We start from the raw sequence: 23,513 nt of genomic DNA, 5'->3' as shown, positions 1-23,513 counted from the left end.
TTCGGTGACGGCCGAAGGGTTCTGGGCGCCGGGGTTGTATGTCCCTCGTGGACCTGCTCGACCCGCCGGTTCCGGTCTCCGGTCAGGCCCGCACCATGGCCGCGTACTGCACCGCCAGGCCGTCGACGAGCGCCCGCAGCCCCGTCTCGAACGCGCCCTCGTCCACCTTCTGCTGCCGGTCGGCCAGCAGGTGGGCCTGGCCCAGATGCGGATAGTCGGCCGGGTCGTACGCCGTCTCGTCGTCCACGAAGCCGCGGGCGAACGAGCCGAGGGCGGAGCCGGTGATGAAGTACCGCATCAGCGCCCCGATGTAGGTCGCCTGGGCGGGTGGCCAGCCCGAGCGGACCATCGCGCCGAACACGGCGTCCGCCACCCGCAGACCGGCCGGACGGCGCCCGGGCCCCCGGGCGAGCACCGGGACGATGTTCGGGTGCTCGGTGAGGGCGGCGCGGTAGGAGACGGCCCAGTCGTGCAGCGCCGTGCTCCAGTCGCGGCCGTCGCCCTCGTCGAACATCGACAGATCGACCTGGGCGCTGACCGCGTCGGCGACGGCGTCGAGGATCTCGTCCTTGTTGCGGAAGTGGTTGTAGAGGGACGGGCCGCTGACACCGAGTTCGGCGGCGAGGCGCCGGGTGGAGACCGCCTCCAGGCCCTCCGCGTCCACGAGCGCGCTCGCCGTCTCGACGATGCGTTCTCTGCTGAGGAGGGGCTTGCGCGGTCGGGCCATGCGGCACATAGTAGGGCCTGCCGACAAGAAACTAGCAGTGATAGTTAAAAGTGGGGTGTGGCGCATGGACCTGGAGCTGAGCGAGGAGCAGGCGGCGGTACGGCAGCTGGCCGAGGACTTCGTGGCCCGCGATGTCACCCCCTACGCGGCCGAGTGGGACCGGGCCGAGAGCGTCGACCGGTCGATCGTGAAGAAGCTCGGCTCACTGGGCTTCCTCGGGCTGACCGTCGACGAGGAGTACGGCGGCTCGGGCGGCGACCACTTCGCGTACTGCCTGGTCACGGAGGAGCTCGGCCGCGGGGACTCCTCGGTGCGCGGCATCGTCTCCGTCTCCCTGGGGCTGGTGGCCAAGACCATCGCGTCCTGGGGTGACGAGGAGCAGAAGCGCCGCTGGCTGCCCGGGCTGACCAGCGGCGACATGCTCGGCTGCTTCGGCCTCACCGAACCCGGCACCGGCTCCGACGCCGGAAACCTCACCACCCGCGCGGCGCGCGACGGCGACGACTGGGTCATCAGCGGCTCCAAGATGTTCATCACCAACGGCACCTGGGCCGATGTGGTGCTGCTCTTCGCCCGGACCAACGACGCCCCCGGGCATCGCGGTGTCTCCGCCTTCCTCGTGCCGACGGACAGTCCCGGCCTGACCCGGCACACCGTCCACGGCAAGCTGGGACTCCGCGGACAGGCCACCGCCGAGCTCGTCCTCGACGCTGTCCGGGTACCGGCGGACGCGCTGCTCGGCCCCGAGGGCAAGGGATTCTCGATCGCCATGTCCGCCCTCGCCAAGGGCCGGATGTCGGTCGCGGCCGGCTGCGTCGGCATCGGCCAGGCCGCACTGGACGCGGCCGTCGGCTACGCGGGCGAGCGGGAGCAGTTCGGCAGGCCCATCGCCTCGTACCAGTTGGTCCAGGAGCTGATCAGCGACATCGCCGTCGACGTGTCGGCGGCCCGGATGCTGACCTGGCGCGTCGCCGACCTCGTCGACCGAGGCCGGGACTTCGCCACCGCCGCGTCCCAGGCCAAGCTCTTCGCCTCCGAGGCGGCCGTCCGCGCGGCCAACAACGCCCTCCAGGTGTACGGCGGTTACGGCTACATCGACGAGTACCCCGTCGGAAAGCTGGTCCGCGACGCCCGAGTGATGACGCTCTACGAGGGCACCAGCCAGATCCAGAAGCTGATCATCGGCCGGGCGCTGACCGGAGTCTCCGCGTTCTGACCCGCCCCGGGCCGGGGGCGGGATGAGTACGCGGCTGAGTAGCAGCGCCCATGTGGGCCCGGTCGCCGGCCGCGATGCTGTGGCCCATGAGTGAGACACAGGTCAAGCAGCAGAACACCGCCGCGTACTACGGGCAGGCCGTCGCCTCCTTCGCCATCGCGCTCGGCGCCGTCGCGATCGGCATCTGGACCATGGACGCCGACCGCTGGGTGCGGGCGTTCCTCGCCATCGCCGTCCTCTACCTGACGACCTCCGCCTTCACGCTGGCCAAGGTCGTCAGGGACCGCCAGGAGGCCGGGCAGATCGTCAGTCGTGTGGACCAGGCCCGGCTGGAGAAGCTGCTCGCCGAGCACGACCCGTTCCAGAAGCTGTGAAGCACCAGGGCCGGCGAAGATCTGGCGTCCGTCGGCCGGGCCGGCGTGGCAAGATCCGAACGGCAGACCCTAAGCGCTTGCTCACCCTCGGGGTATGGTGTTCCCGCTGCTGAGCGGAAGGGGCGAGTGAATGAGTACGGCGGAGGACACGACCGGCGAGGACATGCCGTGGGGCGAGGTCGCGCCCGAAGCGGCGAGGAAGTTGCTGGTCGCCGCCGTCGAGGCTTTCGCCGAGCGTGGCTATCACGCGACGACGACGCGCGACATCGCGGGCCGCGCGGGCATGAGCCCCGCCGCGCTCTACATCCACTACAAGACCAAGGAAGAACTCCTTCACCGGATCAGCCGAATCGGCCACGACCGGGCGCTGGAGGTGCTGTCCGCGGCGTCCGCGCGCGGCACCACCCCCGGTGAACGGCTCGCCGAGGCCGTGAGCTCCTTCGTGCGCTGGCACGCCGGCCGCCACAACACCGCCCGGGTGGTGCAGTACGAGCTCGACGCCCTCTCCGAGGAGCACCGCACCGAGATCGTGGAGCTGCGCCGCCGCAGCGACGCGGTCGTGCGCGAGATCCTGCGCGACGGGGTGGCGACGGGGGAGTTCGACGTCCCGGACGTGCCCGGCACCACCCTCGCGGTCCTCTCCCTGTGCATCGATGTCGCACGGTGGTTCAACACCGGGGGGACCCGGACGCCCGAGGAGGTCGGCTCGCTCTACGCCGACCTCGTCCTGCGCATGGTCTCCGCGCGCAAGTAGGCCCGGAGGCCCCGGCGCCCGGAAGCCCCGTGGGGCCGGAGCGCCACGGGGCCTCGAACCGCGCGACGCGCGGGATGCTGTGACCTTGAGGAATCCGAAGACTCAGAAGAAGTAGCGGGACACCGACTCGGCCACGCACACCGGCTTGTCGCCGTCCTCCCGCTCGACCGTCACCAGGGCCGTCACCTGGACGCCGCCACCCGCCTCCTCGACGCTCTGCAGCACCGCCGTCGCGCGCAGACGCGAGCCCACCGGCACGGGAGCGGGGAAGCGGACCTTGTTGGTCCCGTAGTTGATGCCCATCTTCATGCCCTCGACGCGCAGCACCTGCGGTACAAGCGCCGGCAGCAGCGACAGGGTGAGGTAGCCGTGCGCGATCGTCGTGCCGAAGGGGCCGCCCGCCGCGCGCTCGGGGTCCACATGGATCCACTGGTGGTCACCGGTCGCGTCGGCGAAGAGATCGATCCGCTTCTGGTCGACCTCCAGCCAGTCGCTGTGCCCCAGCTGCTCGCCGACGCCGGCGCGCAGCTCGTCGGGGGAGGTGAAGATCCTCGGCTCGGCCATGTCCCTGGTCCCTGCCTCTCACGCACGGAAACGATTGTCTAAGCGCTTGCTCAGCATGGTCGGGCGGGCGCGCTCCTGTCAACGATCGACGAGTAGCCTTCGGGGAGTGCCACAGATTCCCGAGAAGATTCATGAGCTCACGGTCGGCCAGTTGTCCGCGCGCAGCGGCGCTGCCGTGTCCGCCCTGCACTTCTACGAGTCCAAGGGCCTCATCAGCAGCCGTAGGACCACCGGCAACCAGCGCCGCTACAGCAGGGACGCGTTGCGCAGGGTCGCGTTCGTGCGGGCGGCGCAGCGCGTCGGCATCCCGCTCGCCACGATCAGGGACGCCCTCGCCGAACTGCCCGAGGAGCGCACCCCCGACCGTGAGGACTGGGCACGGCTCTCCCGGGCCTGGCGCAGCGAACTGGACGAACGCATCCAGCAGTTGGGACGGCTGCGCGACCATCTCACCGACTGCATCGGCTGCGGCTGTCTCTCGCTGGAGAACTGCGTCCTGTCCAACCCGGACGACATCTTCGGCGAGCGGCTGACGGGTTCACGGCTGCTCCCCGAGCGCAGCCGCGCGAAGGACGGCGGCTGACCCGGCCGCGTTCCCGGCCTGCCCGTGCCCTGACCTGGCGCCGTTCCCGGCCGGACAACGGATGAGGGCGGGCCCGCACCCCCGTGTCGGGCCCGCCCCCACTCCGCCACCCCCCCAAGAGCGGCCGGTACCTGCTACTCGTACTCCGTGCCGCCCTTGCGGGTCAGATACGCCGGGCTCACCGCCTTGGCGATCGCCCGGCCGCCCACCACGGGGCTGTGGCGTTCGGTCGCCGGACGGATGACCACGCCCTCCCGCAGGTGCAGTTCGCGGCCGGAGACGGTTTCCCGGCCGCTCGCCAGCCGCAGGACCGTCTCGACGTCGTACGGACCCTCGTACAGCCGTGGCACCAGGGGCAGTTCACCGTCGAGCAGTGCGGCCGGGTCCAGCCAGCGGACCTGGCCGTCGATCTCCGCCGACAGGTCGAAGACCGCGTAACCGAGCGCCTCCGAACGGCCGTCGGCGCCGTAGGCGAGGTCCTGCACCCCCGCGCCGTACACCTCGCCGAAGATGCCGACGCGGGTCGCGCCCAGCTTCTCGGCGATGCGTGCGGCGACCGCGGGAACGTCATGGCCGATCACCGCGCGCCAGTACAGATTGCGCGGATCCTCCTTCAGCGCGAGGCCCTTGGACCCGAAGCCCTTGGAGGAGACCTGGACCCTGCCGTCCGTGGCCGCGTAGGTGACCAGACAGGCCGTGCCGTGCAGCTTCTCGGTCAGGACGACCGGCTCGCCGGGCTCGAAGATCTCCGGATACCGCTGGATGTTCTCGATGTCGACCCAGGGCAGCAGATCGGGAGCCCGTTCCACCTCGCCGTCCATGGTCGGCGGTATCGGCGGCGACCACTTGGTGATCGAGAGCCGCTCGGCGAAATCGGTCTCCTCCGCGGCGGCCCGGCGCAGATCGACATCGGCGAGCGCCCGCGGCAGACACACGATGCCCTGCGACAGCTCACCGCGCAGACGCACCGCCTTGACGCGGTCGGACGCCTTTCCGGCGAGCCTGCCGGTCAGCCCCAGCTCCTCGATCAGGGGAGCGGGAAGCACGGCCTGTTCCGGGATGTAGACGGCGATGTCACCACTGCGGTACGCGCCCTTGGCGACGACGGCACGGTACAGGCCCACCTGGGCCAGTTCGAGGGCGTCGGCGTTGGGATGCTCATGGATCGTCAGCAGTTCGGCGGTGACGCGCAGCGTCGACATGTCAGGCTCCTCGGTCGTGTTTCATCGCCTCCACTCTCCGGGGAGCAATTGCGGTGGGGCCAGCGATTTTGTGTCTGCTACGGTCGCCGGTTCACCGCGGCCGGCAGGCGGCGTCCGGGCCGAAGGCCCGTGCGCAGGTGACCAGTTGGGCGTTGGTGGCGGCCGCGCTGCCGTCGGGGAGCACCAGGACGTCCTCCAGGCCCACGCGGGTGTCCAGGCCCAGCCGGCCCGCCAGCCGCAGCACCGGCCAGGCGCCGCCGTCCTCGCCGTGCAGCAGCACCGGCAGGCCGTGGGCGCCGTCCAGTTCGTCCAGGAGGGCGCCGGCCGTCGCGGACGCCGTCGACGCGTCCGTGTCCGTCACCTCCGCGAGGACGCGCAGCACCCGCGGGGCCAGAGCGGACGAGCGGAAGCGCGACGCTCCGCGCGTACCGGACCAGATGCCCGCCTCCACGCCCACGCCGCGCTCCATCAACGCGGCCGCGACCTCCTCGGCGCCTTCCTCGTGCCAGTTCACCGAGGCATGGTCGGGCAGCACGGTCCAGTCACGGATCCGCCGCACCCGGCGCTCCGGGTCCGGCTCCGCCCAGGCGCCCGTCGTCACCCCGACCGGCACACCGACCACGGACCGGATCGCGGTGAGCACCTCGGCCACCCCCCGGGGCGACAGGGTGTCCGCGCCGCAGGGCGTCTTCGGGTGCACATGCACATCGGCCGCGCCCGCGGCGACGGCAAGGGCCGCGGACTCGGCCAGGGCGGCCGGGGTCAACGGCACGGCGGTGCCGTCGGCTGCCGACCGGTTCCCGTTCAGACAGACCTGGATCATGCGGTCCATGGTGCCGGGCACCACTGACAACGACAGGCTTGGGCACCACTGACAACGACAGGCGGGGGCGGTACGACGCCGAAGCCCGCCCCCACGCCCGTCAGGCCACGGATGCCAGTTCCTGCCGTCCCGCCCGCTTGGCCGCCGCGACGGCCTCGGACGTCAGAACGGGCTGCGGCACCACGATGCCGCAGCCCGCACACACCGGCCCGAACCACGGCTCGTTCGCCAGATCCTGCCGCCAGACGATATGGGTTTCCTCGCACACCGGGCAGGCGGAACGGGGGCCGTCCTCCAGCGCCGAGATCAGCCGGCGGAGCACCTCGTCCAGGGGCGCCGAGGGATGGGCTCCCGGCCGGTCGCAGCGCGCCACCCCGTTCCCGCCCCAGGTCCGCCGGTGCCAGTCGTCGATGGCGGCCGGCCGTCGCAGCCCGTCGTGCTTCTCACGCTTCCTGCGGTCCGCGAAACCTTCCTCGTACGCGAGCCAGACGGCCCGCGCCTGTTCCAGTTCGTCGAGCGCGGCCACCAGCCGCGCCGGATCGGGCGCCCGGTCCTCGGGCTCGATACTGTGCCGTGCGCACAGGTGATCCCAGGTCGCCCGGTGCCCATAAGGGGCAAAACGTTCAAGGCACTTCCGCAGTGAGTAGCGCCGTAGCGCCAGATCACACCGCGTGTCGCGCACCTGTCTCGCAAGACTCCGGAAACCGGCCATCGCACTGCCACCTCCGTCGCTGGTACATCGGCGTTGAGGAATGGACGTACGAGTGCCCGATCCGGCTCCATCGAAAATCGAATGTCGTCCATCAGTGGGTCTTTCCCGACGGTTCCGGCCAGGGTCCCCGAGCGGCTCCGGCCTCCGCCCGGCCCCTTCGTTGCCGCTGTCGAAGCCGGGATCGAGGCGATCGGCGCGGGTCGGGGCGATCGGAATCCCGGCTTGTTTTCTCCCCCTTGTGTGTTCGAGAACACGGCGTCCCTCGTCTCAGCGTTCGAGACGGCCCGCCGCCAGGACCACCCGTGCCAGTTCCGGATGACAGATGTCGCTGTGTGCGCCCGACGGCGGTCCGCCGCGGCGCACGACGGCCGCCGTGTCCACACTCACGCAGCCGGAGGCGGGCACGCCCCGTGCCAGCGCCTCGTCCAGGGTGAGCCGGGCCGAGGACCGCACGCCCTGTATGCCGTCGTGCCCGAGCGCCCACCAGCGCTTGTCCAGACCGGCCGCGGTCGCGTCGTCCCCGGCGAGACGCGAGGCCAGCGGATAGATCACCCCCAGGGCGCTGTCGTGCCGGGAGTGGCATGCCACCACCGGACCGTCGACGCGCTGCTCCATGGTGCGCAGCGCACCCGCGTTCTGCGGCGCGTGCGGAAGGCTCGGGGCGAACGCGTAGTGGGAGAAGGCGCCTTGGAGAAGCGTCACCGACTTCACGTTGTCGGCGCCGTCGGGCAGACCGCGCAGCGCGAACGCGACCAGCCGGGCGCCCTGGCTGTGACCGACGAGATGGACGCGCACATCGGGGGAGGTGCGGGCGAGCTGTCCGAGCAGAGGCCCGAGGCCCAGTTCGCCCACGGTCCCCGCGCGCCGTTTCATGGCGTAGTACGTGGTCTGGCGCAACAGTTCCTTCGCGCCCTTCCACACCTTCGTCAGCCCGCCTCCGAGGGCGAAGGTGGCGTCGGCGGCCTCCTTGTCCGCCACCAGCTCCGTCTCCTCCAGTGCCAGGGTGAACTGCCGGCACAGCGACAGCGTGTCCTCGTACAGCACGGCGGCGGGCCCCCGCTCGTCCTTCGGCAGGTCCTCCGTGAAGCCGGCCTCCAGTCCGCCCGCGGGCACCTCGGCCAACTGCCGTGCCAGCCTGCCGAACTCGGCGAACGCGGCCTCCGACTCCGGCTGCTCGTCGAGCAGTTGTGCCAGCCGTGCCACTGTCGCCTCGTGGCCGGGGAAGAGACCCGTCAGGGCCTGCTGCGTCGCCGCGTCGAGCGCCACCGCACCCGGGCCGGCCCATCCCGGGACGGCCTCCACCGGTCCGGGGGCGCTGTCCACCGTTCCCGCGACGGCCGACGGGCCGAAGTCCGGCACCGGCTCGTCGGTGAACCTCATCGAGGGCCAGACGACCCCCGCGTACCCCAGCCGTGCGGAAGGAGCCGCCAGTCCCGGAAAGGGCGCGAAGAAGGCCGAACAGAGCCGGCGCGCCACGGACGGTGTGTTGTTCCAGCCGTGCGCGAACATCACCAGATCGGTGACGTTCATGGCTCTCAGCCGGTCGCGCTGTGCGGCGTCGACATCGCCGTCCCGGTCGAAGGTGATGTCCTGATACGGCCCCACGCTCATGTCCGGCATGACTGCCCCTCCCCGTTAAATCCGCTTCTGCCAGAAGCATCCTGCGCACGGGGAGGGCCGGCCATACCCGGGACGCGGCCGACCGCACCTGAAAGCGGTCGATCGCCTGGAGTCTTCCGCTGCCGTGCCCGTCAGAGCAGGCCGGCCGCGGTCACCCGGTGGAGATGGATCAGCACATCGTACGAGCTGACGAGCCGCACCTGCTCCGGATCCGCCGGCCAGGCGTTGCCGATGTTCCGGGTCGGGCGGGCGACACCCAGCCAGTTCCGCGCCGCGGCCGGTGCGCTGCGCTGGTCGAGGTAGTAGTCCCTGCCCGACACCCGTTCCAGGACGGCCTCGTTGCTGCCCTGAGCCGGCGGTCCCACCGAGAACGTCCGCATCGGCTCGGCGGGATCCGTGACGTCCAGCGCGTTGAACGATCCCTGTCCGAAGGTGAATCCGGCGCTGACGTAGTCCGCCCCCACCATGTCCCGCAGGAACGCGCCCTGAAGCTTCGGATACTGCGCCGGGTTGCTCGTCTCGTAGCCGACGTGGCCGTTGTGCGCGGAGAGCACCATCCGGTGTCCGGTCCGCCGCTGCCACCACACAGTGTTCTCGGCCATGGTCCGGTCGCGGTAGAGCATGGCGTCCGCGATCTCCTTCTCGTCGAAGAAGTCGAACGTGTACTGGGTCCCGGTCCGCGCGATCGCGCGGGCGTGCTGAAGCATCCAGGCGTGCTCCTCACGGTCCGGCCCCGGCTTCTGCCGTTCCAGGAGGGCCAGCGCCCGCCCCACGTCCGCGGCCATCGCCCGCCGCTCGGCGATGGGCCGGTGCAGATACGCCGTCATCGTCTCGTCCACCGAGGCGGTCGGCCGCGATGCCCGGTACAGGCGGCTGATCTCCGGCAGCAGCGCCGGGTACCGCTTCGCGACCCAGCCCGTGACGGTGTCGAAGAGTTCCGGCCCCGAGTAGGCGGTGTCGTCGCCCATGAACTGCACGGGCCGCTGGGGATGCCGCACGTTGTACTGGCGCATCCACCGGATCAGGTCCAGGTACTCGCGGGTGTTCCACAGGGCGTAGGAGTTCTGGAACTCCTCCCGCATGATGCGCCGCGGGTCGCCCCTGCCGTGCAGTACATACGCGTTGAGCCGCAGCCCCGTGCTCCAGGGAGCCTCCAGGGCGAAGGTCGTGAAGCCCCTGCGCTCCACGAGGTTCCGGAAGACGCGGTGCTTGGTCGTGAAGAACTCCGCGGAGTTGTGGGTGGCCTCGCCGATCCCCACGATCTTCGCTGTGCCGATCATGCGCTCCAGCGGCCGCAGATCGGACAGCGGATGGGCCGCCCGGGCCAGCGCGGGCACGGGGTCGTGGGCGGCGCGGGAGGAGGCGGGAGAGGGGGAGGGCTGTGCGCGTGCGGGGCCGCCGACGACGAGCGCGCCGAGAGCGAGCACGAGCACCAGCACCTGCTGTAACCGGTGTCGAGTGGTGGTGTTCATGGATCAAGCCTGTCGGCGCACCGCGCGCCCGGACCAACCTGCGGGCACCCGTGTCGATGGTGGGGCCGGCCCCCGTGCGGGCGGACCGGCCCTCCACCGCGCGTGCGGTTCCGTGTCGGGTTCTCGTCGTCCGGGTCGCGCGTCCCGGCTGCCGTCGTGGCAGGGCCGCGTCCCGACTGCCCCGCTCAGTACCGCAGATACCTCTTGCGAATCGCCCGGAACGCCGCCAGCTCACCGCGCCAGGCGCCCACCACCTCGTCCGTCCCGGCCCCCGCGTCGATCAGTGTGCGGACCTTGGTCGAGCCCGTGAGCTTGTCGATCCAGTTGTCGGGACGCCAGGCGAAGCCGCTCCAGCTCCGCTTCGCCGTCACCAGCAGACCGATGCCGGTGCGCACCGGGTCGAACGACTCCCGGTCGTGGACGTGCAGTTGGACCCCGCCGATCGTCTTCCCCTGGAACTTGGAGAACGTCGGCGCGAAGTACGCCTCACGGAACCGCACACCGGGCAGGTTCAGGCCGTTCGCCGCCTCGGCCCAGCCGCGGCCGATCCCCTCGGCGCCCAGCAGCTCGAACGGACGGGTCGTGCCGCGCCCCTCCGACAGGTTCGTGCCCTCGAAGAGGCAGGTGCCCGAGTAGACCAGCGCGGTCTCGGGAGTGGGCATGTTGGGGCTCGGCGGCACCCACGGCAGCCCCGTCTCGTCGAAGAAGTCGGCGCGGTCCCAGCCGGACATCCGGACGATCCGCAGATCAACCGGCGTCTGGAGGAACTCGCCGTTGAACAGCAGCGCGAGCTCGGCCACCGTCATGCCGTGCGCCTGGGAGATCGGCTCGCGGCCGACGAAGGTCGCGAACGCCTTGTCCAGTACGGGACCGAGCGCGGCCCGTCCCGTCACCGGGTTGGGCCGGTCCAGGACGACGAAGCGCTTGCCGGCGAGCGCGGCCGACTGCATGCAGTCGAACAGCGTCCAGATGTAGGTGTAGAAGCGCGCTCCCGCGTCCTGGATGTCGAAGACGATCGTCTCCACGCCCGAGGTGGTGAAGATGTCGGCCAGCGGCTGCCCGCTCTTGAGGTAGGTGTCGTAGACGGGCAGCCCGGTCGCCGGGTCGTCGTAGCGCCCCTCGGAGCCGCCCGCCTGGGCCGTGCCGCGGAAGCCGTGCTCGGGGCCGAAGACGGCGGTCAGGTCCACCCGGTCGTCCGCGTGCATCACATCGACGATGTGCCGTACGTCCGGGGTGATGCCGGTCGGATTGGTGACCACGCCGACCCGCTGCCCGGAGAGCATCGCGTAACCGTCGGCGGCGAGCCGGTCGAAGCCGGTGCGGACCCGGCGCCGGGTCGAGCGGGCGGCGGCGGGAGACGCACTCGCCGCCGGCCCGGTCGCGGCCAGCGCGCCGGCCGCTCCTGTCGCGGCCAGCAGTCCCCGTCTGGACAGGCTCATCGGGCCACCTCCGTGATCGCTGTCTGTCATGGCCACGCACGCTAGCGCGCGCCGGGGGCGCGTGGAACGACCCGCGCACACGCGCTTCGTGCTTCCTTCCCCTGCGCCCTGCCTCTTTCGTGTGACATACCGACCGGTTAGTCTGCCGTGACGGACCGGAGCGTGGAGAGGCGGATTTCGATGAGTTCGGTGCAGGGCGCAGGAGTGGTGGTCACGGGCGCGGGCGGCGGTATCGGTGCCGCGCTGGCCCGCAGGTTCGCGGCCGAGGGCGCTCGCGTCGTCGTCAACGACCTCGACGCGGTCAAGGCCAAGGCCGTCGCCGAGGAGATCGGTGCCACCGCCGTGCCGGGCGACGCCTCCACGATCGTGGAAGCGGCCCGCGACGCGCTCGACGGCACGGTGGACGTCTACTGCGCCAACGCCGGACTCGCCTCGCCCGGTGACGCGTTCGCCGACGAGGCGGTCTGGGCCGCCGCGTGGGACGTGAACGTCATGGCGCACGTCCGCGCGGTCCGCACCCTGCTGCCCGACTGGCTGGAGCGCGGCACCGGCCGCTTCGTCTCCACCGTCTCCGCGGCGGGGCTGCTCACCATGGTGGGCGCGGCCCCCTACAGCGTCTCCAAGCACGGGGCGTACGCCTTCGCCGAGTGGCTTTCGCTCACCTACCGCCACCGCGGACTGAAGGTGCACGCCATCTGCCCGCAGGGCGTACGGACGGACATGCTCACGGCGGCCGGATCGGCGGGCGAACTGGTGCTGGCCCCCAGCGCCATCGAACCCGAGGACGTCGCCGACGCGCTCTTCGACGGCATCGAGGACGACCGTTTCCTGATCCTGCCGCACCCGGAGGTCGCGGAGTTCTACCAGGCACGCGCCGCGACGCCCGAGCGCTGGCTCGGCGGGATGAACCACATCCAGCGGAAGTGGGAAGAGGCGGGCCGGTGACCTCTCTCTACGCCGCCAAGCCCTGGCTGGGCAGGCTCACCGAGGCCCAGCGCGCGACCGTCACCCCGCCGGCGACCGTGGTGCACTCCTTCCGCGCCGCCGTCGAGCGGGCCCCCGGACACACCGCCCTCGCCTACTTCGACGGGCGGATCAGTTACCGCGAGACCGACGAGCTCTCGGACTCGGTGGCCGGTCATCTCGCCGCGCGCGGAGTCCGCCGGGGCGACCGTGTGGCGATCATGCTCCAGAACAGCCCGCAGTTCGTGATCGGACTCCTCGGCGCCTGGAAGGCGGGCGCCACGGTCGTCCCGCTCAACCCGATGTACAAGGCGGCCGAGGTCGGTCACGTCCTGAAGGACGCCGAGGTCGGCGCCCTGATCTGCGCGGACCGCGGCTGGGAGTCGTATCTGCGCGAGAGCGCCGCCGCCGCGTCCGTGGACGTTGTGCTCACCACCTCGGAACTGGATCTCCAGACCCGCGACGACGAGCGGGTGCTCGGCTTCGCGCGGCTGGAGCGGCCGTCGGACACCGACGACCTCCTGGACGTGGCCCGGCAGGGCCTCGCGGCGCCCGCGGACCGTGAACTCACGGCCGGCGACACCGCGTTGATCAGCTACACCTCCGGCACCAGCGGCACCCCCAAGGGCGCCATGAACCTGCACCGGGGCATCACCTACAACGCCGAGCGCCAGCGCACCGGCCACCCCGTGCCCGAGGGCTCGTGCTACTTCGCCCTCGCGCCGCTGTTCCACATCACCGGCATGGTCTGCGAACTGGCCGCCTGCATCGCCAACGCGGGCACTCTGGTCCTCGCCTACCGCTTCGAGGCCGGTGTCGTGCTCGACGCCTTCGCCGAGCACCGGCCCGCGTACACGGTCGGACCCTCCACGGCCTTCATGGCGCTCGGCGCACACCCTTCGGCGACCCGCGAGCACTTCGCGTCCTTCCAGGTGATCTCGTCCGGCGGCGCGCCGGTGCCGCCCGCGCTGGTGGAGAAGTTCCGCGCCGGCTTCGGCCCCTACATCCGCAACGGCTACGGCCTCACCGAGTGCACCGCGCCCTGCGCCTCGGTGCCGCCGGAGCTGGAGGCCCCCGTCGACCCGGCGTCCGGCACCCTGTCCGTCGGTGTGCCGGGGCCGGACACCGTCGTCCGCATCCTCGACGACACGGGTGAGGAGGTGCCCTTCGGCGAGCAGGGCGAGATCGCGGTCAGCGGCCCCCAGGTGGTCCCGGGCTACTGGCGGCTGTCCGAGGCGACCGCCGAGGCGTTCCCCGGCGGCGAACTGCGCACCGGGGACATCGGCTTCATGGACGAGGACGGCTGGCTGTATGTCGTCGACCGCAAGAAGGACATGATCAACGCGTCCGGATTCAAGGTCTGGCCGCGCGAGGTCGAGGACGTGCTGTACACCCACCCGGCGGTGCGCGAGGCCGCGGTCGTCGGCATCCCCGACGAGTACCGGGGAGAAACGGTGAAGGCCTACGTCAGCCTGCGTCCGGGGGTCACCGTGGAGGGGGCGGAGATATCCGCCTACTGCGCCGAGCGGCTCGCCGCGTACAAATATCCACGCGAAGTGGAGATCCTGCCGGAGCTCCCGAAGACGACAAGTGGGAAGATCCTCCGGCGGGAGCTGCGTTTCCCCGGGTAAGTTACTGCTTGGTACTTGATCGAGAGGCGGGTGGCACCACATGGCCAGGACGACGGACGGGGACGACACCCCCGTACCGCAGCGGCTTCTGGCTGCCGCCACCCGTCTCTTCGCCGAGCGGGGGTACGACCGCACCTCGGTGCAGGAGATCGTCGAGGCGGCCGGTGTCACCAAGGGCGCGCTGTACCACTACTTCGGCTCCAAGGAGGACCTCCTCCAGGAGATCTACGCCCGCATGCTGCGCATCCAGCAGGAGCGCCTCGACGCCTACGCGGACGCGGACGAGCCGGTGGAGAAGCGGCTGCGGGGCGCGGCGGCGGACGTGGTGGTCACGACCATCGACAACCTCGACGACGCGGACATCTTCTTCCGCTCGATGCACCATCTGAGCCCGGAGAAGCACAAGCAGGTGCGCGCGGAGCGCCGCCGCTACCACGAGCGGTTCCGGGCGCTGGTGGAGGAGGGGCAGCAGAGCGGTGTCTTCTCCTCGGCGACCCCGGCGGACCTGGTCGTGGACTACCACTTCGGCTCGGTCCACCATCTGTCGACGTGGTACCGCCCCGACGGCCCCCTGACCCCGCACGAACTGGCGGACCACCTCGCGGACCTGCTGCTGCGGGCCCTGCGCCCGTAGCAGTCCCTGCGGGCAGTCCGCCGCGCCGCGCCTGCGCCCGTAGCAGTCCCTGCGGGCAGTCCGCCGCGCCGCCCCTGCGTCAGCACGGCGTCGTACCCGGACCGGAGCGACCGGCGACGGCGAACGCGGGTCCCGGGGCCGAAGCCCCGGAACCCGCGAGCCGCCTACAGGTACTTCTTCAGCTCCCGCCGTGCCAGCGACCGCTGGTGCACCTCGTCCGGACCGTCCGCGAGCTTCAGCGTCCGTGCGCCCGCCCACAGTTCGGCCAGCGGGAAGTCCTGGCTCACGCCGCCCGCGCCGTGCACCTGCACCGCCTTGTCGAGGATGTCCACCACCGCCCGGGGCGTCGCGATCTTGATCGCCTGGATCTCGGTGTGCGCTCCGCGGTTGCCGACCGTGTCCATCAGCCACGCGGTCTTCAGGACGAGCAGCCTCAGCTGCTCGACCGTCACCCGCGCGTCGGCGATCCAGTTCTGCACCACGCCCTGCTGCGCGATCGCCTTGCCGAAGGCCGTCCGGGACACCGCACGCCGGCACATCAGCTCGATCGCCCGCTCGGCCATGCCGATGAGCCGCATGCAGTGGTGGATACGGCCCGGGCCGAGCCGCGCCTGGGCGATCGCGAAGCCGCCGCCCTCCTCGCCGATGAGGTTCGTGGCGGGGACGCGGACGTCGTCGAAGACGACCTCGGCATGGCCGCCGTGCGAGTGGTCCTCGTAGCCGTACACCTGCATGGCCCGGCGGATCTCCAGGCCCGGGGTGTCACGCGGCACGAGGATCATCGACTGCTGGCGCCGGATGTCGTCGCCGTCCGGGTCGGTCTTGCCCATCACGATGAAGATCTTGCAGTCGGGGTTCATCGCCCCGGAGATGTACCACTTGCGGCCGTTGACGACGTAGTCGTCGCCGTCCCGGTCTATCCGCGTCTGGATGTTCGTCGCGTCCGACGAGGCGACCTCGGGCTCCGTCATCGCGAACGCCGAGCGGATCTCACCGGCGAGCAGCGGGTCGAGCCACTGCTTCTTCTGCTGCTCGTTGCCGAACTGCGCGAGCACTTCCATGTTCCCGGTGTCGGGCGCGGCACAGTTCAGCGCCGTCGGACCCAGATGCGGACTGCGGCCGGTGATCTCGGCGAGCGGAGCGTACTGGAGGTTCGTCAGCCCGGCGCCGTGCTCGGCGTCCGGCAGGAACAGATTCCACAGCCCCTGCCTGCGGGCCTCGGCTTTCAGCTCCTCCACGATCGCCGGGGTGTCCCACGGCGACGCCAGCTGGGCGCGCTGCTCGTGCGCGACCGCCTCGGCCGGGTACACGTGCTCGTCCATGAAGGCGAGCAACTGGGCCCGCAACTCCTCGGTGCGCGCGTCGAATGCGAAATCCATGGATGTACTCAGCCTTCCTGGAGGGTGGTGAGGCCGTGCTCGATGAAGACGGGAACGAGATCGCCGATCCGGTCGAAGCCGTCGCCGACGGTCTGCCCGAGGGTGTAGCGGTAGTGGATGCCCTCGAGGATCACGGCGAGCTTGAACCAGGCGAACGCCGTGTACCAGGAGATGGCGGAGGTGTCGCGCCCGGACCGGGTGGCGTACCGCTCGATCAGCTCGGACGTCGACGGGTGGCCGGCCGCGGCCGCGGTGGTGCTGATGGGGGCGTTCGGCACCTCGAGCTCGGCGCTGTACATGGCCAGCAGTCCGAGGTCGGTCAGCGGGTCGCCGAGGGTGGACATCTCCCAGTCGAGCACTGCCTTGATCCTGTCGTCCGCGCCGACGAGGACGTTGTCGAGGCGGTAGTCGCCGTGGATCACGGTGGGGGTGGGGGAGTTCGGCAGGGAGCGGCCGAGGGAGGCGTGCAGCTCGTCGATCCCGGCGAGGTCACGGTTGCGCGAGGCGTCGAGCTGCTTGCCCCAGCGCCGCAGCTGCCGGTCGAGGAAGCCTTCGGGCCGGCCGAAGTCGCCGAGGCCCACCGACTCCGGGTCCACGGCGTGCAGTTCGACGAGGGTGTCGAGCAGTCCGAGCACCGCGTTCCGGGTGCGCTCCGGCCCGATGGGGGCGAGCTGCTCCGCGGTGCGATACGGCGTGCCCTCCACGAACTCCATGACGTAGAACGGCGCCCCGAGCACCGAGTCGTCCTCGCACAGCAGCACCGGCTCGGGCACCGGCACCGCGGTCGGGTGCAGAGCGCTGATCACCCGGTGCTCGCGCTTCATGTCGTGCGCCGTGGCCAGCACGTGCCCGAGCGGAGGCCGGCGCACCACCCACTGGCCGGTGCCGTCGGTGACGGAGTACGTGAGGTTGGAGCGGCCGCCCTGGATCAGCCGTGCGCTGAGCGGTCCGTTCACCAGGCCCGGCCGCTCACGGTCCAGACGACCGCGCAACTTCTCGGGATCGAGACCTGGGGGGACTGAGCTCATCGGGGGCACCTCCGGGGGCGCGGAACGGGCGTGGAAACGGCTCGCTCTTATGATGACCGACCAGTCGGTATGTCGTCCAGTGCGAGGGCGTACAGGGGCCGAGATCACACCCCTGGGGGAGCGTGGCGACGGCCGCGACCCGAGGAATCGCGGGGCCCGGGGGCCCTTGGGCGTGCGAAATCCCCGGGGCCCGGCGGGTGTGCCGGCCGGGCCCCGGGGATTGCGTCCTGCTGTGGTGGTTCCTGAAGTCGTGCGAACGGCAGACCCTAGTGGTCGTCCCAGTGCCCGTCGTGTGCCGCGTGCCGGTGTCCGTCGTGGACGTAGTCGACATGGTCGCCGTGCTCGACTGCCGGATGTCCGCAGGCGGGACCGTGGTCGTGTGCGTGACCGCTGTGCGCGGTGTGCTCGCCCGGCTCGCACTCGTCCCAGTGGCCGGAGTGCTCGCGGTGGAGGTGGCCGTCGTGGGCGTAGTCGACGTGATCGCCGTGCGGCACCTCGGTGTGGCCGCAGGCCGGGCCGTGCATGTGCTCGTGTGCGGAGTGTTCCGTGTGGACGGTCATGACCCATCCTTTTTGGTGGATTTCATGGCGTTCTGTCATACCCAGGCTAGTCGTCGAAGCCCTGCCCGGGCGGGGTGGACGCGCTGCGCCACGCCGGGCCCACGCTTGCGCCGGTGCCGGGGAGCGCCGAGGGTCGGATCATGAAGGCGATCAGTTACAGCAGCTTCGGCGGCCCCGATGTCCTGGAGTACACGGAGCGCCCCGAGCCGAAGGTGGGACCGGACTCGGTCCTCGTGAAGGTGCGCGCCGCCGCGGTCAACCCCGTCGACCGGCATGCCCGCGAGGGACATCTCGACGGCCTCCTCGACACCGTCTTCCCGGTGGTCCCCGGCTGGGACGTCTCGGGGGTGGTGGTCCAACCCGGCTTCGCCGTCACCGAGTTCGCCGTCGGCGACGAGGTCATGGGGTACGTACGCGAGGACTTCCTCTCCCGCGGCACCTTCGCCGAGTACGTCGCCGCTCCCGTCCGCACCCTGGCCCGCAAGCCGCTGCGGCTGACCTTCGAGGAGGCCGCAGGGCTGCCGCTCGCCGGTCTCACGGCCTACCAGGTGCTCCACAAAGCGCTGAAGATCGGCAGCTCGGACACCGTCCTGATCCACGCGGCGGCGGGCGGGGTGGGCTCCATGGCGGTCCAACTCGCGAAGCACGCGGGCGCGCGTGTCATCGGCACGGCGAGCGAGCGCAACCACGACCACCTCAGGGACCTCGGCGCGGAACCGGTGACGTACGGCGAGGGCCTGGCCGGGCGGGTGCGGGCGCTCGCGCCGGACGGCGTCGAGGCCGTCTTCGACACCATCGGCGGGGAAGCGCTCACGTCCTCGGTCCAGGTCCTCGCCCCCGAAGGACGTCTCGCCTCCATCGCCGACGCCGAGGTCCTCGCACTCGGCGGCCGCTACTGCTGGGTGCGGCCGGACGCGGCGGACCTGGCGGCGCTCGGAGAACTCGCCCAACAGGGGGTGGTGAGCGTCCATGTGGACCGGACCTTCCCCCTGGAACAGACGGCGCAGGCCCACATCCTCAGCGCGGAGGGCCACACCCGCGGCAAGATCGTGGTGACCGTCGACCGGGACGCCTGACGCTCGGAGCACGGTCGCGGAGGCGGGGCAGGACTCGACGCGCGGCCCGGTTCGGAGCACCGCGCGCTGACAGGCGGCTACTCATTGCGTGGCGGCCGGCGCACACCACGGCCGGACCACGCGCGGCCCGGCTGGGAGCATCGCGCGCCGGCGGCCCGCGGCCCGCGCACGCCACCGGCCGGACTCGACGCGAGACCCCGCTCAGATCACGACGGCGACAGCGAACGCGGCCAGGGCGACCGTGCACGCCACGGCGCCCAGCGCCCCGCGCGGCGACAGCACCGCCGGCCGGTGCGCGGCCCCCAGTACGCGCAGCCGTACATGGGCCAGCCGCAGAAACACCAGCCACACCAGCACACTGAGCGCCACCGCGATCAGACCTGCCGGGCCCGGATCGCCACCGGCCGCCTGCCGTGCCGCGAGGACCGCCGCCACGGTGAACGACAGCGTGGTCCGGCGCCACGCCAGCCGCGTCCGCTCGGGCTGCAACCCCGGATCGCGCTCGGGCACGGCGGTCAACTGCCGCCCTCCCAGCCGAGAAGCACCACGACGATCATGGCAACGGCGACGACCGCGATCACCAGACTCAGCAGAGCCGGGAAGCGGGACACGGGCAGGTCCTCACCCCGCCGCATGGCGCGTTCGCAGCGGACCCAGTGGTTGACGGCGCGCAGCGCGCACAGCACCCCGGCGACCAGCAGCCCGATCGCCATGCCCGCCCGTACGCCCCACCGCAGATCGGGCAGGAACTGATCGACCGCGAATCCGCCGCCGATGAGCGCGAGAGCCGTACGCAGCCAGGCGAGGAAGGTCCGCTCATTGGCGAGCGAGAACCGGTAGTCCGGGGTCTCGCCCTCCTCACGCGCCCGCTGAGGCGCAAACCACAGCCGCACACTCCGCACGAAATCGTCCACGCCCGGCACCTTACCCACGGGTTCGCGCAGCCCGCGGTCCCGGCTGCCCGCGGCCGGGCCGCGTCGGGCGTGGTCACCGCGACCGGCGCCGTCACGCCCCGCGGTGCGCCCGCAGTCGCTCGTACGCCGCCAGACCGTCCGGCACCCACGGCCACTCGTCCAGCCGCCGCTCCAGCTCCGCCTCCGGCAGGAAGGCGTGCCACGCGACCTCCTCCTGCTGGGGATCCACCGGCAGTTCGCAGCGCACCTCGTACACCGCCGACCACCAGGTACGGGGCCCGTCCTCGTACAGGAAGCGGAACAGCGGTGTCGGGCGGGGGAGGCCGGAGACGCCCAGTTCCTCCTCCGCCTCCCGCAGCGCAGCGTCGTCGTACTCCTCGCCGGCGCCGACCACACCGCCCACGAACATGTCGTACATCGAGGGGAAGACCAGCTTCGTCGGCGTCCTTCGGTGCACGAAGACCCGGCCCTGTGCGTCTCTCGCCTGGATGAACACACAGCGGTGGCGCAGGCCTCGCGCATAGACGTCGCCCCGCCGGGCCTGCCCGACCACCCGGTCCGAGGCGTCGACGATGTCCAGGATTTCGTCCGCGGAACTCATCCGGCCATCCAACCACCGAGGCCGGAACGCCCCAGCTGTTGACTAGTTACTGACCCGTACCGAAGATCGGACCACCGAACTCGCCCCGACCCGGCCGGACAAGGATGGAACCCATGGCGTACGACGCTGATGTGATCGTGATCGGGGCGGGGCTCGCCGGTCTGGTGGCCACCGCCGAACTCGTCGACGCCGGACGCAAGGTGATCCTTCTCGACCAGGAGCCGGAGCAGTCCATCGGCGGTCAGGCGCACTGGTCCTTCGGCGGACTGTTCTTCGTCGACTCGCCCGAGCAGCGCCGGATGCGGATCAGGGACAGCCGGGAACTGGCCCTCCAGGACTGGCTGGGCACCGCCGGCTTCGACCGCGACGACGACGACCGGTGGCCGCGCCGGTGGGCCGAGGCGTACGTCGACTTCGCGGCCGGCGAGAAGCGGTCCTGGCTGCACGCGCAGGGCATGCGCTTCTTCCCGGTGGTCGGCTGGGCGGAACGCGGCGGCTACGACGCCACCGGGCACGGCAACTCGGTGCCCCGTTTCCACATCACCTGGGGGACCGGCCCGGGCGTCGTCGCCCCCTTCGAACGGCGGGTCAGGGAAGGCGTCGCGCGCGGCCTCGTGCAGCTGCGGTTCCGCCACCGTGTCACCGGCCTGACCGGCAGTGACGGCACCCTCGACACGGTGAGCGGCGAGGTGCTGGAGCCGTCCGGTGCCGAACGCGGCACCGCGAGCAGCCGCGAGGTCGCCGGCGCCTTCGAGTTCCGCGCGCAGGCGGTGATCGTCACCTCGGGCGGCATCGGCGGCAACCACGACCTCGTGCGCGCCCAGTGGCCGGACCGTCTCGGCACCCCGCCCGAGAAGATGCTCTCCGGTGTGCCCGCGCACGTCGACGGGCTGATGCTCGGCATCGCGGAGCGCGCGGGCGCGAGCCACATCAACCGCGACCGCATGTGGCACTACACCGAAGGCATCGAGAACTGGAACCCCATCTGGGCCAGGCACGGCATCCGCATCCTGCCGGGTCCCTCGTCCCTCTGGCTCGACGCGCGAGGCAAGCGGCTGCCCGTCCCGCTCTTCCCCGGCTTCGACACCCTCGGCACGCTCGAACACATCATGCACTCGGGGTACGACTACACCTGGTTCGTGCTCGACCAGAAGATCATCGGCAAGGAGTTCGCGCTCTCGGGGTCCGAGCAGAACCCCGATCTGACCGGGAAGTCGGTCCGTGACGTGATCGGCCGTGCCCGCGCCGACGTCCCGGGCCCGGTGAAGGCGTTCATGGACAACGGCGTCGACTTCGTCGTCGAGAACGACCTCGCCTCCCTCGTCCGCGGCATGAACGCCCTCACCAAGGAGCCGCTGATCGACGAGGCCGAGCTGCGCCGCGAGATCACCGCGAGAGACCGCGAGATCAGGAACCCCTTCACCAAGGACCTCCAGGTCACGGCGATCCGCGGCGCCCGCAAGTACCTCGGAGACAAGCTCATCCGTACCGCGACCCCGCACCGCATCCTCGACCCGAAGGCCGGCCCGTTGATCGCCGTCCGGCTGAACATCCTCACCCGCAAGTCGCTCGGCGGCCTGGAGACGGATCTGTCCTCGCGGGTCCTGGCCCCCGGCGGCGAACCGCTGGCCGGGCTGTACGCGGCGGGCGAGGCGGCAGGCTTCGGCGGCGGCGGTGTGCACGGCTACCGCTCCCTGGAGGGCACCTTCCTCGGCGGCTGCATCTTCTCGGGCCGTGCGGCCGGGCGCGCGGCGGCGAAGGCGGTCGGCTGAACCGCCGCGTACGACCGAACACGGCTTCCTCGTCGAGGGCGGGCCTGTGCCCTCCGCCGGTCACCCGCGTATGACGAAACCCTGACGGATCTCGGTTTCCCTGGCTTCCGCGCTCCCCAAGTGCTCGAATCGAAGGGTGACCGAAAACCACTCCGACACCGAGGGCAGCCCCGTCGGGCGCCGTCTGGTGCTCGGCATGCTCGGGCTCGGTGCCGTCGGGGTCGCCACCGCGCCGTATCTCCAGCGCGGGCTCGAATCCTTCCTGGGCGCGGCCTCCGACAACGACCCCACCGGGCTCACGGGCCTGCTCCCCAACGGCGGGGGCTTCCGCTACTACTCGGTCGCCTCCTCCGTACCGCACAAGGACGAGCGGAACTACCGGCTGACGGTCGACGGGCTGGTCGACCGTCCGGCGACGTACACCCTCGACGCACTGCGCGGTCTGCCGCAGACCCGTGTGGTGCGTGACGTCCAGTGCGTCACCGGGTGGCGGGTGCCCGACACCGCCTTCTCCGGTGTCAAGCTCTCCCTGCTGCTGGACGCGGCGGGCGTACGGCCGGAGGGCAAGGCGATCCGCTTCACCTGCTTCGACGGCACGTACAGCGAGAGCCTCACGCTTCCGCAGGCCCGCCGGGACGATGTCCTCGTCGCTCTGCGGATGCAGGACAAGCCGGTCAGCCACTCCCATGGCGGCCCGGTCCGGCTCTATGTGGCGCCGATGTACTTCTACAAGTCGGCGAAATGGCTTTCCGGGATCTCGGTCACCTCCGACGTCCGGCCCGGCTACTGGGAGGAGCGGGGCTATGACGTCGACGCCTGGGTCGGCCGGTCCAACGGCCGCACCGACACACCCACCGTCTGAACGGCCCGTGGTCGTACGGCGGTTCAGCCGCGCCGAGCGCTGGGTGCACCGCACCACCGCCGCACTGATGCTGCTGTGTGTGGCGACGGCGGCGTGTCTCTACGTACCGCAGCTGGCCGAACTCGTCGGCCGCCGCCATTTGGTGGTGACGGTCCACGAGTGGTCGGGCATCCTCATCCCGGTGCCGCTCCTGCTGGGCCTCGCCTCGAAGGCGCTCCGCAAGGACCTCGGCCGGCTCAACCGCTTCGGGCCGCACGACCGCACGTGGCTGCGGGCGGTGCGCCGCCGCGACGCGCGTCCCGAGTCGCGGCCGGCGGCCAAGTTCAACGCCGGGCAGAAGATCTACGCCGCCTGGATCGCGGGCGCGGTGCTGATCATGGCCGGGACCGGCCTGATGATGTGGTTCACGCATCTCACCCCGCTTGTGTGGCGTACGAGCGCCACCTTTGTGCACGACTGGCTGGCGCTCGCCATCGGGTTCGTGCTGATCGGGCACATCGGGATGGCGTTCGCCGACCCGGAGGCACGCCGTGGCATGCGCACCGGGTCGGTCGAACGCCCGTGGGCCCGCCGGGAACACCCGCTGTGGGATCCGGACGACGACTGA

Annotated in this window: 25 protein-coding genes; 11 read left to right on the top strand and 14 right to left on the bottom strand. The window is 71.3% G+C overall.

Going from position 1 to position 23,513, the window contains the following annotated elements; translation table 11 throughout:
* Nucleotides 1–82: 82 nt before the first annotated feature.
* Nucleotides 83–727 carry a TetR family transcriptional regulator gene (locus tag ACFWU3_RS14860; RefSeq protein WP_313947258.1) on the bottom strand — a complete coding sequence of 215 codons (645 nt, stop codon included), beginning with the start codon at nucleotides 725–727 and terminating at the stop codon, nucleotides 83–85.
* 64 nt (nucleotides 728–791) lie between these two features.
* Between ACFWU3_RS14860 and ACFWU3_RS14855 the strand changes: the two genes are divergently transcribed.
* The 3 genes from ACFWU3_RS14855 to ACFWU3_RS14845 all read left to right on the top strand — a co-directional run bounded on the left by ACFWU3_RS14855 (nucleotide 792) and on the right by ACFWU3_RS14845 (nucleotide 3,071).
* On the top strand, nucleotides 792–1,943 hold the full coding sequence (locus ACFWU3_RS14855; protein WP_384436319.1) for an acyl-CoA dehydrogenase family protein: 1,152 nt from the start codon (nucleotides 792–794) through the stop codon (nucleotides 1,941–1,943).
* A gap of 86 nt (nucleotides 1,944–2,029) precedes the next feature.
* Complete coding sequence (locus ACFWU3_RS14850) at nucleotides 2,030–2,317, top strand: YiaA/YiaB family inner membrane protein (protein ID WP_384436316.1); 288 nt, start codon at nucleotides 2,030–2,032, stop codon at nucleotides 2,315–2,317.
* A 130-nt stretch (nucleotides 2,318–2,447) separates the two neighbouring features.
* Entirely contained in the window at nucleotides 2,448–3,071 is a 624-nt protein-coding gene (locus tag ACFWU3_RS14845) for a TetR/AcrR family transcriptional regulator (protein WP_384436314.1), read from the top strand.
* 102 nt (nucleotides 3,072–3,173) lie between these two features.
* Here ACFWU3_RS14845 and ACFWU3_RS14840 read toward each other — a convergent pair whose 3' ends face one another.
* Nucleotides 3,174–3,635: a MaoC family dehydratase gene (locus ACFWU3_RS14840; protein ID WP_384436311.1), complete on the bottom strand. Its 462-nt coding sequence runs from the start codon at nucleotides 3,633–3,635 to the stop codon at nucleotides 3,174–3,176.
* A gap of 106 nt (nucleotides 3,636–3,741) precedes the next feature.
* Between ACFWU3_RS14840 and soxR the strand changes: the two genes are divergently transcribed.
* On the top strand, nucleotides 3,742–4,218 hold the full coding sequence (soxR, locus tag ACFWU3_RS14835; RefSeq protein ID WP_384436308.1) for a redox-sensitive transcriptional activator SoxR: 477 nt from the start codon (nucleotides 3,742–3,744) through the stop codon (nucleotides 4,216–4,218).
* A 134-nt stretch (nucleotides 4,219–4,352) separates the two neighbouring features.
* On the opposite strand, the gene ACFWU3_RS14830 is transcribed toward soxR, so the two are convergent.
* From ACFWU3_RS14830 to ACFWU3_RS14805, 6 genes are all read right to left on the bottom strand, one after another.
* Nucleotides 4,353–5,420 carry an RNA ligase (ATP) gene (locus tag ACFWU3_RS14830; protein ID WP_384436305.1) on the bottom strand — a complete coding sequence of 356 codons (1,068 nt, stop codon included), beginning with the start codon at nucleotides 5,418–5,420 and terminating at the stop codon, nucleotides 4,353–4,355.
* Between the two features lie 91 nt (nucleotides 5,421–5,511).
* Nucleotides 5,512–6,243: a 3-keto-5-aminohexanoate cleavage protein gene (locus ACFWU3_RS14825; RefSeq protein ID WP_384436536.1), complete on the bottom strand. Its 732-nt coding sequence runs from the start codon at nucleotides 6,241–6,243 to the stop codon at nucleotides 5,512–5,514.
* A 100-nt stretch (nucleotides 6,244–6,343) separates the two neighbouring features.
* Entirely contained in the window at nucleotides 6,344–6,955 is a 612-nt protein-coding gene (locus ACFWU3_RS14820) for a hypothetical protein (protein ID WP_384436303.1), read from the bottom strand.
* 267 nt (nucleotides 6,956–7,222) lie between these two features.
* Nucleotides 7,223–8,575, bottom strand: a complete 1,353-nt coding sequence (locus tag ACFWU3_RS14815; protein WP_384436300.1) for a serine-threonine protein kinase — start codon at nucleotides 8,573–8,575, stop codon at nucleotides 7,223–7,225.
* Between the two features lie 131 nt (nucleotides 8,576–8,706).
* Nucleotides 8,707–10,047, bottom strand: coding sequence for an erythromycin esterase family protein (locus tag ACFWU3_RS14810; RefSeq protein ID WP_384436296.1), 1,341 nt, complete (start codon nucleotides 10,045–10,047; stop codon nucleotides 8,707–8,709).
* A 185-nt stretch (nucleotides 10,048–10,232) separates the two neighbouring features.
* Nucleotides 10,233–11,486 (bottom strand): exo-beta-N-acetylmuramidase NamZ domain-containing protein, encoded by a 1,254-nt coding sequence (locus ACFWU3_RS14805; RefSeq protein WP_384436293.1) that lies wholly within the window; start codon nucleotides 11,484–11,486, stop codon nucleotides 10,233–10,235.
* A 180-nt stretch (nucleotides 11,487–11,666) separates the two neighbouring features.
* Between ACFWU3_RS14805 and ACFWU3_RS14800 the strand changes: the two genes are divergently transcribed.
* Genes ACFWU3_RS14800 through ACFWU3_RS14790 form a run of 3 tightly spaced genes read left to right on the top strand, consistent with a single transcriptional unit; the run spans nucleotide 11,667 to nucleotide 14,714 of the window.
* Entirely contained in the window at nucleotides 11,667–12,431 is a 765-nt protein-coding gene (locus tag ACFWU3_RS14800) for an SDR family oxidoreductase (RefSeq protein ID WP_384436290.1), read from the top strand.
* Complete coding sequence (locus ACFWU3_RS14795) at nucleotides 12,428–14,080, top strand: class I adenylate-forming enzyme family protein (RefSeq protein WP_384436287.1); 1,653 nt, start codon at nucleotides 12,428–12,430, stop codon at nucleotides 14,078–14,080. The genes ACFWU3_RS14800 and ACFWU3_RS14795 overlap by 4 nt, the downstream gene beginning before the upstream one ends.
* Nucleotides 14,081–14,120: 40 nt before the next feature.
* A complete protein-coding gene (locus ACFWU3_RS14790; protein WP_384436284.1) occupies nucleotides 14,121–14,714 on the top strand; it encodes a TetR/AcrR family transcriptional regulator in 594 nt (197 codons plus the stop codon).
* Between the two features lie 164 nt (nucleotides 14,715–14,878).
* Here ACFWU3_RS14790 and ACFWU3_RS14785 read toward each other — a convergent pair whose 3' ends face one another.
* From ACFWU3_RS14785 to ACFWU3_RS14775, 3 genes are all read right to left on the bottom strand, one after another.
* Nucleotides 14,879–16,093, bottom strand: coding sequence for an acyl-CoA dehydrogenase family protein (locus tag ACFWU3_RS14785; RefSeq protein ID WP_384436281.1), 1,215 nt, complete (start codon nucleotides 16,091–16,093; stop codon nucleotides 14,879–14,881).
* An 8-nt stretch (nucleotides 16,094–16,101) separates the two neighbouring features.
* Nucleotides 16,102–17,121 carry a phosphotransferase family protein gene (locus ACFWU3_RS14780; RefSeq protein WP_384436278.1) on the bottom strand — a complete coding sequence of 340 codons (1,020 nt, stop codon included), beginning with the start codon at nucleotides 17,119–17,121 and terminating at the stop codon, nucleotides 16,102–16,104.
* Nucleotides 17,122–17,387: 266 nt separating this feature from the next.
* Nucleotides 17,388–17,681 carry a hypothetical protein gene (locus tag ACFWU3_RS14775; protein WP_313947273.1) on the bottom strand — a complete coding sequence of 98 codons (294 nt, stop codon included), beginning with the start codon at nucleotides 17,679–17,681 and terminating at the stop codon, nucleotides 17,388–17,390.
* Between the two features lie 140 nt (nucleotides 17,682–17,821).
* Between ACFWU3_RS14775 and ACFWU3_RS14770 the strand changes: the two genes are divergently transcribed.
* The gene (locus ACFWU3_RS14770; protein ID WP_384436275.1) at nucleotides 17,822–18,757 is read left to right on the top strand and encodes an NADP-dependent oxidoreductase; all 936 of its coding nucleotides are present in this window, start codon (nucleotides 17,822–17,824) and stop codon (nucleotides 18,755–18,757) included.
* 201 nt (nucleotides 18,758–18,958) lie between these two features.
* On the opposite strand, the gene ACFWU3_RS14765 is transcribed toward ACFWU3_RS14770, so the two are convergent.
* From ACFWU3_RS14765 to ACFWU3_RS14755, 3 genes are all read right to left on the bottom strand, one after another.
* Nucleotides 18,959–19,276: a DUF202 domain-containing protein gene (locus ACFWU3_RS14765; RefSeq protein ID WP_384436273.1), complete on the bottom strand. Its 318-nt coding sequence runs from the start codon at nucleotides 19,274–19,276 to the stop codon at nucleotides 18,959–18,961.
* Complete coding sequence (locus tag ACFWU3_RS14760) at nucleotides 19,273–19,671, bottom strand: DUF202 domain-containing protein (RefSeq protein ID WP_313947276.1); 399 nt, start codon at nucleotides 19,669–19,671, stop codon at nucleotides 19,273–19,275. Before ACFWU3_RS14760 ends, ACFWU3_RS14765 begins: the two co-directional genes overlap by 4 nt.
* Before the next feature lie 91 nt (nucleotides 19,672–19,762).
* Nucleotides 19,763–20,272 (bottom strand): NUDIX hydrolase, encoded by a 510-nt coding sequence (locus ACFWU3_RS14755; RefSeq protein WP_384436270.1) that lies wholly within the window; start codon nucleotides 20,270–20,272, stop codon nucleotides 19,763–19,765.
* Between the two features lie 113 nt (nucleotides 20,273–20,385).
* Between ACFWU3_RS14755 and ACFWU3_RS14750 the strand changes: the two genes are divergently transcribed.
* From ACFWU3_RS14750 to ACFWU3_RS14740, 3 genes are all read left to right on the top strand, one after another.
* The gene (locus ACFWU3_RS14750; protein ID WP_384436267.1) at nucleotides 20,386–22,044 is read left to right on the top strand and encodes an FAD-binding dehydrogenase; all 1,659 of its coding nucleotides are present in this window, start codon (nucleotides 20,386–20,388) and stop codon (nucleotides 22,042–22,044) included.
* A gap of 196 nt (nucleotides 22,045–22,240) precedes the next feature.
* Nucleotides 22,241–22,906, top strand: coding sequence for a molybdopterin-dependent oxidoreductase (locus tag ACFWU3_RS14745; protein WP_313949075.1), 666 nt, complete (start codon nucleotides 22,241–22,243; stop codon nucleotides 22,904–22,906).
* Nucleotides 22,848–23,513 (top strand): cytochrome b/b6 domain-containing protein, encoded by a 666-nt coding sequence (locus ACFWU3_RS14740; RefSeq protein ID WP_384436264.1) that lies wholly within the window; start codon nucleotides 22,848–22,850, stop codon nucleotides 23,511–23,513. Before ACFWU3_RS14745 ends, ACFWU3_RS14740 begins: the two co-directional genes overlap by 59 nt.

This window comes from Streptomyces sp. NPDC058685, from assembly GCF_042714725.1.
In the GTDB taxonomy this organism is placed as follows: Bacteria; Actinomycetota; Actinomycetes; order Streptomycetales; family Streptomycetaceae; genus Streptomyces.
The sequence above is the reverse complement of the archived record's forward strand: the minus strand, read 5'-3'. Positions and strand labels throughout refer to the sequence as shown.

Coding starts and splice junctions, on each gene's coding strand:
- ACFWU3_RS14860 (WP_313947258.1), bottom strand. CDS start 727: ATGGCCCGACCGCGCAAGCCCCTCCTCAGCAGAGAACGCATCGTCGAG.
- ACFWU3_RS14855 (WP_384436319.1), top strand. CDS start 792: ATGGACCTGGAGCTGAGCGAGGAGCAGGCGGCGGTACGGCAGCTGGCC.
- ACFWU3_RS14850 (WP_384436316.1), top strand. CDS start 2,030: ATGAGTGAGACACAGGTCAAGCAGCAGAACACCGCCGCGTACTACGGG.
- ACFWU3_RS14845 (WP_384436314.1), top strand. CDS start 2,448: ATGAGTACGGCGGAGGACACGACCGGCGAGGACATGCCGTGGGGCGAG.
- ACFWU3_RS14840 (WP_384436311.1), bottom strand. CDS start 3,635: ATGGCCGAGCCGAGGATCTTCACCTCCCCCGACGAGCTGCGCGCCGGC.
- ACFWU3_RS14830 (WP_384436305.1), bottom strand. CDS start 5,420: ATGTCGACGCTGCGCGTCACCGCCGAACTGCTGACGATCCATGAGCAT.
- ACFWU3_RS14825 (WP_384436536.1), bottom strand. CDS start 6,243: ATGATCCAGGTCTGTCTGAACGGGAACCGGTCGGCAGCCGACGGCACC.
- ACFWU3_RS14820 (WP_384436303.1), bottom strand. CDS start 6,955: ATGGCCGGTTTCCGGAGTCTTGCGAGACAGGTGCGCGACACGCGGTGT.
- ACFWU3_RS14815 (WP_384436300.1), bottom strand. CDS start 8,575: ATGCCGGACATGAGCGTGGGGCCGTATCAGGACATCACCTTCGACCGG.
- ACFWU3_RS14810 (WP_384436296.1), bottom strand. CDS start 10,047: ATGAACACCACCACTCGACACCGGTTACAGCAGGTGCTGGTGCTCGTG.
- ACFWU3_RS14805 (WP_384436293.1), bottom strand. CDS start 11,486: ATGAGCCTGTCCAGACGGGGACTGCTGGCCGCGACAGGAGCGGCCGGC.
- ACFWU3_RS14800 (WP_384436290.1), top strand. CDS start 11,667: ATGAGTTCGGTGCAGGGCGCAGGAGTGGTGGTCACGGGCGCGGGCGGC.
- ACFWU3_RS14790 (WP_384436284.1), top strand. CDS start 14,121: ATGGCCAGGACGACGGACGGGGACGACACCCCCGTACCGCAGCGGCTT.
- ACFWU3_RS14785 (WP_384436281.1), bottom strand. CDS start 16,093: ATGGATTTCGCATTCGACGCGCGCACCGAGGAGTTGCGGGCCCAGTTG.
- ACFWU3_RS14780 (WP_384436278.1), bottom strand. CDS start 17,121: ATGAGCTCAGTCCCCCCAGGTCTCGATCCCGAGAAGTTGCGCGGTCGT.
- ACFWU3_RS14775 (WP_313947273.1), bottom strand. CDS start 17,681: ATGACCGTCCACACGGAACACTCCGCACACGAGCACATGCACGGCCCG.
- ACFWU3_RS14770 (WP_384436275.1), top strand. CDS start 17,822: ATGAAGGCGATCAGTTACAGCAGCTTCGGCGGCCCCGATGTCCTGGAG.
- ACFWU3_RS14755 (WP_384436270.1), bottom strand. CDS start 20,272: ATGAGTTCCGCGGACGAAATCCTGGACATCGTCGACGCCTCGGACCGG.
- ACFWU3_RS14750 (WP_384436267.1), top strand. CDS start 20,386: ATGGCGTACGACGCTGATGTGATCGTGATCGGGGCGGGGCTCGCCGGT.
- ACFWU3_RS14745 (WP_313949075.1), top strand. CDS start 22,241: ATGCTCGGGCTCGGTGCCGTCGGGGTCGCCACCGCGCCGTATCTCCAG.
- ACFWU3_RS14740 (WP_384436264.1), top strand. CDS start 22,848: ATGACGTCGACGCCTGGGTCGGCCGGTCCAACGGCCGCACCGACACAC.